Here is a 10298-nt window from a genome sequence, read left to right as displayed (position 1 = left end):
ACCACGTACACCTACGACCGGGCCAAGGAGCCGCGCGGACTGGTCACCTCCGTCAACGACAGCGTCGCCGGTGAGTTCACCGCGAAGTACGGTCCCGACGGTCAGCTGGTCGAGCAGACCTACCCCGGCGGCATCGTCCGCAAGGACACCACCAACGCGGTCGGCGAGGAGACCGGCCGCACCTACACCCGCACCAGCGACAACAAGGTGATCTGGGCCCAGACCACCGACATCTCCACCCAGGGCCAGGTGGCCAAGGACACCAGCTCCACCGCCACCCGCACCTACCAGTACGACCGGCTCGGCCGGCTCGTGAAGGCCGAGCAGTCCACCGTCACCACCGGCTGCGTCACCCGCCAGTACGCCTTCGACACCCACTCCAACCGCCTGTCCAAGCAGACGTCCCCCAAGGGCGCGGCCGGCGAGTGCAGCACCGGCGGGGCGACGGCGGAGAACCACAGCTACGACAGCGCCGACCGCCTCACCGACGCGGGCTTCACCTATGACGCCTTCGGGCGCACGGTGCAGACCGCGACCGGCGCGACCAACACCTACTGGGCGAACGACAAGGTCGCGGCCCAGGAGAAGGGGGACACCAAGCAGGAGTGGGCACTGGACGCCGCCCACCGCCTGACCGCGTTCACCACCTCGAAGAAGCAGGCGGACGGCTCCTGGGCCAACGCCACCTCGAAGCTGAACCACTACGGCGACGACTCCGACGAGGTCCGCTGGACGATCGAGGACACCACCCAGGGCACCCTGACCCGCAACGTCTCGGGCCCGGACTCCGATCTGGTGGCCACCACCAGCAAGACCGGTGACGTCCAGCTCCAGTTGACCAACCTGTTCGGCTCGGTCGTCATCACCACCGACACCGCGCTGACCAAGCCGGTCGTGCTGGACTTCGACGAGTTCGGCATCCCCCAGGACGGCCAGGAAACCGTCCGCTACGGCTGGCTCGGCGGCAAGCAGCGCTCCGCCGAGGCCCAGGACGGCGACATCCTCATGGGTGCCCGCCTCTACAGCCCCGCGCTCGGCCGCTTCCTGCAGATCGACCCGGTGCCCGGCGGCAACGCCAGCCCGTACGACTACTGCACCGGCGACCCGGTCAACTGCACCGACCTCGACGGCAACTGGGGCATGCCCAAGTGGCTGAAGAAGACGGTGACGGTGGTCGCCAAGGTCGCCGAGGTGGCGTCCTACATCCCCGGCCCGATCGGCGCCGTCGCGGCTGCCGTCTCCTCGGTGTCCTACGCGGCCACCGGCAACTGGGCGAAGGCCGCCGAGATGGCGGTGACGGCGGTCGCCGCGAGCGTCGGCGCCGGCCCCGTCGTGAAGGCCGCCGCGACGGCGGTCCGGACGAGCCGGGCGGCGGCACGTGTCCAGAAGGTCGCGTCCACGGCCAGGAACGTCTTCCGCCGAAGCGGCTGCAACTCCTTCGCACCCGACACGCCGGTCCTCATGGGCGACGGCAGCTACCTGCCGATCGACGAGATCGAGGTCGGCGACTACGTGTCGGCCACCGACCCGAAGACCGGCAAGACCGAACCCCAGCCCGTGCTCGCCGTCATCGTGGGGTACGCCACGAAGCACATGGTCGAGGTGCGCACGGAAGGGGACGACGACGCCCCGGGCATCGAGGCCACCGCGAGCCACCCGTTCTGGACGGAGGAGGACGGCTGGGTCGACGCCGCCGACCTGCAGCCGGGCGACCACCTGCGGTCGCCCGACGGCAGCACCCCGGTGGTCGGCTCCGTGGTGGACCTGGGGGAGGTGGCGGACCAGCTCGTCTACAACCTGAACGTCGGGAACACCCACACCTACACCATTCTCGACGGGACGGGCCACGACGTCCTGGTGCACAACTCCGCCTGCGGATTGAACGCCAATAACCTGAACTGCTCCTGCGGCAGCCACTTGTACAAGATCTATGTGAAGGGGACTAACATCCTTCACAAGTACGGCACCGGCACCGGATCGAAGCGGCACGGACTCCGGCTCGACGGAAAGTCCAAGCGCGCGGAGAAGCAGGTCCGGAAGCTGAACAAGAAAGCAGGGTACGAGAAATACGAATCCAAGGTGTTGCGTAGATTCGGCACCGTGGGGGCGGCCAAGAAGGTCGAGACCGCGAAGATCAGGAAGCACACCAAGCGGTTCGGCCGCCGGGCCCCCGGCAACCCCGTGGACCATTGAGCGGCGCCGGAAACGGCGGCGCTCGGAGGAAGGAAGTCGCAGGACATGGATCGCTCGGAGTTCTGGAGGATCATCGATTCCTCCGTCGGCCCTGAGATGCACGAGACGGTCACCGAGATCGAGGAGAAACTGGAATCCCTCCCGGGGGACGAGATCACCTCGTTCCACGACCGGCTGAGCGAGGTCCTCTTCGACCTCGACCGGCGGGACCTCAGCGAGGCCGGCTACAGCTTCTCGGGCGCCTACGAGGCCGACGGGCAGGGCGACGACGACTTCCTGTTCGCACGCTGCGCGGTGGTCGTCTCCGGGTCGAAGGTCTACCACGAGGTCCTCAAGGACCCCTCGGCCTTCGCCACGGCCTGGGACTGGTGCGGCCAGGACGTCCTCAACGTCATCGAGGACGCCTATGAGGAGGTCACCGGGGACGTCTGGGAACACGACTCCCCGGTCGACTACGAAACCGGCTCGAACACCGCGGCCTGGTGACGGAGGGCAGACGCACTCCTGAGCCGTGAGCCGACTGCGGGCCTCCCCGGATCCACCGGGGAGGCCCGCAGTCCTGTACGGGGCCGGCGGCCGGACGTTCGCCGTCGACCGGTCGCGGACGGGCGAGGACCGCTACGATGACGGGACTTGGCGCGGGGATCGGGGGTCGCGGTGGACGAGGCGGGCGACGAGGCGGGGGACGCCGGTACCGGTGGGGAGATCGCGGGGCTGGCACGGGAGTTCACCGCCGCGCTGGCCCGGGAACAGGAGCTGGCGCAGCGGCGGGAGACGGTGATCGCCCGGCTGCACGCGGAGCTGGAGGACTTGCGGCGCGGGGAGGTGGAGCGGGCGCTCGACCTGGTCCGCCACCCGTTGATCCGGCTGCACGACCAGCTCCTGAGGCAGGCCGCCTCACTCGAAGCACCGCTCACGGTCGAGGAGTCGGCCGCGCTGTTGCGGGCGTTCGCGGACGAGGCGGCGGACGCGCTGGCCGGCACCGGCGTCGAGCGCTACACGGCGCGGGTGGGCGAGCCCTACGATCCGGCCCGGCACCGGCCGGTGGGGCGGGAGGCCGCCCGCACGTCCGAGGACGACCGCACGGTCACCGGCGTCGTCTCGGCGGGCTTCGCGGCCGGTGACCGGGTGGTGCGCAAGGCCGAGGTGCTGGTGGCCCGTTGGGACCCCGGCGCGGCCGCCCACCGTTCCTGACCACCGTTCCTGACCACTGTTTCGGCGACTCCTCGGGGAAGGGTCCGCATGGCTGTCTTCGGCATCGATCTCGGCACCACCTACTCCTGCGTCGCCTGCGTCGACGACGTGGGCCGGCCCACCGTGCTGCGGAACCTGGAGGGTTCCGACACCACCCCCTCCGTCGTGTACTTCGAGAGCGCGGACAGCACCGTCGTCGGCCAGAGCGCCAAGGACGCGGCCGTGCTGGACCCGGAGCGGGTGGTGCGGCTGATCAAGCGGGACATGGGCGAGCCGGTGCTGCGCGAGTTCCACGGGCGCCCGTTCACGCCCGAGGAGGTGTCGGCCCGGATCCTGCGCAAGCTCGCGGACGACGCGCGCGTCAGCGGCGGGGCGGAGGTGCGGGACGTGGTGATCACCGTGCCCGCGTACTTCGGGCTCGCGGAGCGCGACGCCACCCGCAAGGCCGGGGAGATCGCCGGGCTGCGGGTGCTGGACGTGGTCGCCGAGCCGATCGCCGCCGCGCTCGACTACGGGGTGCTCGACACCGACGGCGACACCGGGCGCGACCGCGCGGTGCTCGTCTACGACCTGGGCGGCGGCACCTTCGACACCACCGTGCTCACCCTGCGCGGCACCGACCTGACGGTGGTGTGCACCGACGGGGCCAAGGAGCTCGGCGGGACCGACTTCGACGACCGCGTCGTGATGCACCTGGTCGAGGCGTTCCGCACGCGGTTCCCCGAGGCGGACGACCCGTTGGCGGACCAGCACTCGGAGACCCAGCTGCGCCGGGACGCCGAGGACGCGAAGCGGGCGCTGTCGTTCCGCGAGCGCTACACCGTCCGCGTGATGCACCAGGGCCTGGTCGCCGAGGTCGAGCTGACCCGCGACCTGCTGGAGGAGCTGACCCGCGACCTGCTCGACCGCACGGTCGAGATCACCCGGCGCACGCTGGCCCTGGCCCGCCGGCGCGGGGTCGAGCGCTTCGACGAGGTGCTGCTGGTCGGCGGGTCCACCAAGATGCCCGCCGTGGCGCAGCGGCTGCGCGAGGAGTTCGGCTTCGAACCCCGGCTGCACAACCCGGACCTGACGGTCGCGCGCGGCGCCGCGCTGTACGCCCTGGACCGGGCCCTGTACATCGTCAAGAGCGGCGAACTGCCCGCCTCCGAGGCCCCGGACGTGCCCGACGCCGGCCGGATCACCCGGCAGGCCTACCAGGTCGCCACGGTGGCCGCGCGCGGCTACGGCATCCGGGTGCTGGACGTCGAGACCGACCGCGAGTACGTCACTCACCTCGTCCACGCGAACGACACCCTCCCGGCGGCGGTGAGCCAGGACTTCTTCACCGTCCGCGAGGGCCAGCGCGTGGTGCGGATCCAGGTGATGGAGCAGGCCGGCGCGGTGGAGTCCGAGCAGCTCGACCACAACACGGTGGTCGCCGAGGGCAATCTGGACATCCCCCCGGGCAAGCCCGCCCGCTGGCCGTTCGCCTGCGAGTTCTCGCTCGGTTCCTCGGGGCTGCTGGAGGTGGTCGCCACCGAGCGCGAGACGGGCCGGCGCCTCGAACTGTCCGTGCAGATCGGCGGGATGGACGCGGCGGCCGTGGACGAGGCCAGGATCGTGCTGAGCCGCGAGCAGATCGTCTGACGGCGGCGGGGCACCGTCCGAGATGGCCTTCGACGAGGCGCGCTACCTGCGCGAGGTGCTCGACCGGGGTCTTCCGGTGGACGAGGACCTGCGGCACCGCTACCAGCTCCCGGCGGAGTTCACCGCCCCCGGGGTCGAGGAGTCGGTGCGGCAGGCCCGCGCCTGCTGGCGGCGCCACCGCACCCGGCTCAGGTACCTCCCGGTGATCGAGGAGCTGGAGGCCGGCCACCTGCTGCACCAGGGCCTCTTCGAGGCGGCGCGGGGCGGCGACCTCGGCCCGCTGCGGGCGGCGGTCGCCGAGCAGGGCCGGGCCGCCGCGGCCGCGCGCGACGATCTGCGTGCCGCCCTGCGCGAGGCCGCCGGCGGGCTCGGCCTGGTCACGCCCGCCACGCTGGCGGGCGTCGGCGCCGTCCACCGGGCGGACCGCGCACGGCTCGACGAGGCCCTGACGGCGCTGTCGGTGACCGTCGCGGACCCGGACCCGCTCCCCCGCGACCTGCCGCACCCGGCCTACGCGCGCTGCGCCCGGCAGCTGGCCGTCCTGCGGCTGCGCCACCTCGCCGACTTCCTGGCCGCCGGCGGTCCCGGGGAGCGCGTCGCCGGTCCGGTGCGCCCGTTCACCGGCCCGGCGCCGGGCGAACCCGAGCTGGAGGCGGCCGCGTTGCGCTGGGGCCGGCAGCCGCACGGCGCCGCGCACACCGCGGCGCAGGCCGTGGCCGCCGCGGCGCGCAAGGTGCTCGGTGATCGCGGTCCGGAGGGGTTGCGGGCGGTCCTGCTGTACGAGCTGGCCGAGCCGCTGCGGGCCCGGCGGGCCGCCCGGGCCGGTGCGGGGACCCTGCTGGGGCACGCCGAGCGGGGGCTCTCGGTCGCCGCGCCCGAGGCCCGGCGGCTGGTCCTGGCGGTCCTGGAGGAGCCGGACCCCGATCCGGTCACCGCGCGGCTGCGCGCCCTGGTCGCGGACGGGATGCTGGCCGAGGCGGCGGCGGTGCTCGACCGGCTCCCCGCGCAGTCGCTCCCGCCGGAGGCCGTGGCGCCGGCCGCGCACGTCCGCGCCGCGCTGGCCGAGGCGCGGCGGCTCGGCGACCTCGCCTCCGGGCGCCGGACCGCCGATCCGGACGAGGCCTGGTCGCTGCTCGACCGGGCCGAGACGCTGGTCCGGGACCTTCCCCGGCTCGACGAGGTGCGCCGCTCGCTGCCGGTCCGTCCGGTGCCCCGGGTGAGCGCGACGCCGGACCGCACGGGCGTGCTGGTGGAGTGGCGGCCGAGCCCCTCGACGGCCGGGCGGCCGGAGTACCTGGTGGTGCGCCGGGCCGGCCGGGCCCCGCGGTCGGTGGCCGACGGCACGCTCCTGACGCCGCCCGCTCCCGGCGCGACCTCGCTGGTGGACGAGGGGGCGCCGGTGAACGTGCCCGTCCACTACGGGGTCGTGGTGCGGCGCTCCGCCTCGCCGGACGGGCTGTACTCCCCGCTCGTCGTCTGCGGCCCGGTGCGTCACCGGCCGGAGGTCGGGGAGGCCAGGCTGGAGGCGGACGACGGTGTGGTGAGCGGCAGTTGGCGGCTCCCGGCGGGCGCGGAGGCCGTGCGCGTCACCCGTCGCACCGACCCGGACGCCCGGGACGACCCGGACGACCCGGACGACCCGCATGACCCGGACGCTCCCGAGGAGCCTGCCGCCCCGGTGCCCGCCCGCGCGGACGGCTTCACCGACCGGGGCCGGCCCAACGGCCGCGTCCACGCCTACCGGATCCAGGTGCTCTACCGGGAGGACGACGGCCGGACGACGGCCACCGGCGGCCGGTGGCTCAGCGCCGTCCCGCTGGCGCCGCCGGAGCCGGTGACCGACCTCACCGTGGAGCCCTCCGCGGAGGAGCCCGGGCTGTTCGAGGCCCGCTTCGCGACCGGGGCGCAGCCCGCGCACGGCGAGGTGCGCCTCTACGCCTTCGACGCCCGGCCCCCGTGGCCGGTGGGCCGGCTGCTGCGCCCGGCCGAGCTCGCCGCCCGGGGCACCCGGCTGACGGCCCGGCCGGTCGCCGGCGGTCTGCGGTTCCGGCCCCCGCGGCGCGGCGCCGTGGTCGCCGTGGTCACGGTCGCCGGCGAGCGCGCCGCGATCGGGGCGAGCCGGCCGGTGGTGGCCGTCCCGGAGCCGGCGAACGCGACGGTGGCCCGGGACGCGGGCGAGGCGGTGGTCACCTTCGACTGGCCGCCGGACGGGCCCGGCGAGGCCGAGGTGCGCTGGCAGGTCGCCGGGGGCGCGCCCCGGCGGCGGACCGTCACCCGCCTCGGCTACGTCCACCGCGACGGCGTCCGGATCCCCGCTCCGCACGGAGCGGCCGTCGAGATCGAGCTGCGCCCGGTCGGCCGGGCGGACGGCCTGCCGGCGTTCGGCGCACCGGTGCGGCTGGTCCTGCCGGCCCGGATCGAGGTCCCCTACACGCTCACCCGCCGGGGGCTGCCGGGCCGGCGCTCGGTGCGGGCGGTCTTCCGGTGCGCCACCGAGGTGCTGGTGCCGGGTCTGCTGCTGGTCGGTTCGACCGGGCCGGCCTGGCCGCTCGCCGCCGGGGACGGCACGACGCTCGCCGAGGCCGGCCCGGTGCGGATCGGCCCCGGCCGGCCCGCCGTGCTCACCGCCCGGCTGCCCCGGGGCGGCCGGGTCCGCTGGCTGCGCTGCTTCGCGGCCGACGAGGAGGTCGTCCTCGTCGATCCGCCGGTCCACCGCCTGCGGGCCGGTGGGGGGCGGGCGTGAGCGCCCTCGGCCGGCCCGGGGCCGTGCTGATCTGCCCGTCCTGTCCGCGGCGGGTCGGCCGCGCGGAGATCGTCTACCGCTGCGTCGCCGGGCCGGATCCGTGCGCCGGTGACCGCCGGCCCGCCGCCGGTCCGCGCACGCCCTCCGCCGCCGTCTGCGACGGCTGCGGGCGGACGACCGCGCGCCGCCACTGCCGGCGGTGCGGGGAGCGGCTGCCCGAGGGGCGGCCCGGGGAGCCGGGGCGGATCGTCGCGGTGGTGGGGCCGCCGGGCAGCGGCAGGAGCACCTTCCTCGCCGTGCTGCTGCACGAGCTGCGGCACGGCCTCGGGGCGGAGCTGGGCGTGGCGCTGCTGCCCGGCGACGACCGGACCGAGACGGGGCTGCGGCGGCACTACGAGCGCCCGCTCTACGAGGAGGAGCGCGCGCTCTCCCCGCACGCCCCCGGCGAGGGCTTCCGGCCGCTGGTCCACCGGCTGAGCCGCGGGCACGGCCGGCGGGAACGGTCGCTGACGCTGGTCCTGCTGGACACCCCCGCCGACGCCGACGCCCGGCCGGCCCTGGCGGCGGCGGACGCGGCGGTGCTGCTGCTCGATCCCCGCGACCTGCCCGGCACCGGGCTCGGCCGCCCCGGCCGCGGCACGCGGTCGGCGGAGGCCCTGGACCGGGCGATCGACGCGCTGCCCCGGGACGCCGGCGGCCGGATCGGCGTCCCGGTCGCGGTCGGGCTGGCCAAGTTCGACCTGCCGGCCCCGCTGCTGCCGCCGTACTCCCCGCTGCACCGCCGTCGCCGGCCCCGGCCGGGCTTCGATCCGGTGGACCGCGCGATCGTGGACACCGAGCTGCGGGCGCTGCTGGAGCTCTGGCAGGGCGACGCGGCGGTCCGGCGGCTGCGCGAGGGCCGGGCCGAGCACCAGCTCTTCGCGTTCTCCGCGCTCGGCGCCCCGCCGCGCCCCGGCGCGACGCCGCCGGGTGGCCCGCGCCCGCACCGGGTCGAGGACCCGCTGCTGTGGCTGCTGCACCGCTTCGGCTTCCTGCCGCGCGCGACGAGGGCGGGGCGGGCGTGAGGCCGGGGCGCGGCGGGGCCGGCCGGGCGCGCCGTCGGGGCCCGACGGCCGAGGCGTGGGGCAGCATCCTCTTCGGCCTCCTGCTGCTCCCGGTGCTGCTCTGGTTCGCCTTCCTGCTCGCGGTCGCCGGTGTCGCGCTGCACTGCCTGCTGGTCGCCCTGCCCCGCCTGGTGCTGCGCCATGCGCAAGCCGTGCGGCGCGCGTTCGGCGCCGGTGCGCCCGCGCCCGCCGCCACCGGCGACGGCACCGCCCGGGAGCCCTATCTGCACCGGGCCGGCGCCCTGGCGCTGCGCTCGGTCTCGCACGACCTGCGGCGGGCCTACGCGGACCAGTTCCGGGCCGCCTTCCGGTGGGACCCCGGGCCGCCGCCGCCCGAGGGCCGGCCCTGGCGGCGTACCGAACTGCTCGTCACCCGCTGTCTCGGCGGGCTGTTCTGCGCCCTCAGGGGCTGCAGCGTCGGCGTGGCCGTCCTGGTGTCGGCGCTCCTCGCGCTGCCCGCCCTGCTCTGCCAGCTGCTGGTCCGGGCGGCACTGCTGGCGGTCTTCCGGCTCTGGTGGACGGCCTGCCGGGCGGCCGACCGCCTCGGCCGCCGGCTGACCGGCGCCGCCCCGGTCTGCCCGCATCCGTCCTGCGGCCGGGCGGTGGAGCTGCCGCTCCGGCTCTGTCCCGGGTGCGGCGCGGTGCACCGGCGGCTCGCCCCCGACCGCTACGGCGGCCTGCGCCGCACCTGCCGCTGCGGGGCCGGGCTGCCCGCCGGCACGCTGTTCGGCGGGTGGCGGCTGGAGGCCCGCTGCCCGCACTGCTCCCGGCCGGTGCCGCCGGGCGGCTCGCCGGCGCGGGTGGTGCTGGTCGCGGGCGCGGCCGGTTCGGGGCGCAGCACCGTCGTGCGCGGCGGGTTCGCGCATCTGGCCGGGGTCGTCGGAGCGCTGGGCGGGCGGGTCGGCGGCGCGCCGCCGGGCGCGGCGGTGGCGGAGCTCTCGGGGCTGCGCGGCGGTCGGCGGGCGCTGGTGCTGCTGGATCCGCCGGGCCCGGTGTTCGAGGAGCAGTCCGGACTCGACGCGCTGGACGGTCTGCGCCGCGCGCACGGCCTGGTGCTGGTCCTCGACGCGCTGACGCTGCCGTCGGTGCGGCGGGCGCTGCCCGGCGGGGCCGCGTCGTCCGCGCCCGGGTCCGTCCCGGCCGCCGAGCGGCTGCTGCGGACCGTCGGCGCCCTTCCCCGGTGGCGCCGGCCGCGGCGGATCGCCGTGGTGCTCACCCGGACCGCCGCGCTGCGCGCCACCCCGGCCGGTCCCGGTCCCGACGGCGGTTCCGGGGGCGGTGAGGAGGCCGTGCGCCGGTGGCTGGAGGAGGCCGGGGCGGGGAACCTCGTACGGGTGCTGGACCGGGCCGGCGCCCGGCTCCGTTTCCTGGCCGACGGGGCGGGGCCGCAGGCCGGCCCCGCCCTGGGCGAGTTGCTGCTCTGGACGGCCGGGGTG

The 10298-nt window shown here is 75.9% G+C and carries 6 protein-coding genes and 1 pseudogene; all 7 read left to right on the top strand.

All coding sequences use genetic code 11. The features are described 5' to 3' along the window. Positions 1-2193 (top strand): polymorphic toxin-type HINT domain-containing protein (locus ACFXAM_RS35150; protein WP_380297565.1); only part of this gene is annotated, 2193 nt, incomplete at its 5' end. Positions 2194-2238: 45 nt separating this feature from the next. Next, a complete protein-coding gene (locus ACFXAM_RS35145; protein WP_380297563.1) occupies positions 2239-2679 on the top strand; it encodes a DUF4240 domain-containing protein in 441 nt (146 codons plus the stop codon). A gap of 147 nt (positions 2680-2826) precedes the next feature. After that, on the top strand, positions 2827-3387 hold the full coding sequence (locus tag ACFXAM_RS35140; protein WP_380297561.1) for a nucleotide exchange factor GrpE: 561 nt from the start codon (positions 2827-2829) through the stop codon (positions 3385-3387). 48 nt (positions 3388-3435) lie between these two features. Continuing rightward, a complete protein-coding gene (locus ACFXAM_RS35135) occupies positions 3436-5016 on the top strand; it encodes an Hsp70 family protein (protein WP_380297559.1) in 1581 nt (526 codons plus the stop codon). Between the two features lie 22 nt (positions 5017-5038). Continuing rightward, positions 5039-7759: a hypothetical protein gene (locus tag ACFXAM_RS35130; RefSeq protein WP_380297558.1), complete on the top strand. Its 2721-nt coding sequence runs from the start codon at positions 5039-5041 to the stop codon at positions 7757-7759. Continuing rightward, complete coding sequence (locus ACFXAM_RS35125; RefSeq protein ID WP_380297556.1) at positions 7756-8823, top strand: ATP-binding protein; 1068 nt, start codon at positions 7756-7758, stop codon at positions 8821-8823. Before ACFXAM_RS35130 ends, ACFXAM_RS35125 begins: the two co-directional genes overlap by 4 nt. Beyond that, positions 8820-10298, top strand: a pseudogene (locus ACFXAM_RS35120) (hypothetical protein); the annotation flags it as partial. The gene ACFXAM_RS35125 and the pseudogene ACFXAM_RS35120, both read left to right, overlap by 4 nt.

The organism is Kitasatospora sp. NPDC059462, from assembly GCF_042749955.1.
Lineage (GTDB): Bacteria > Actinomycetota > Actinomycetes > Streptomycetales > Streptomycetaceae > Kitasatospora.
Note: the sequence above shows the minus strand (reverse complement) of the source record. Positions and strands in the feature narration are given on the sequence as shown.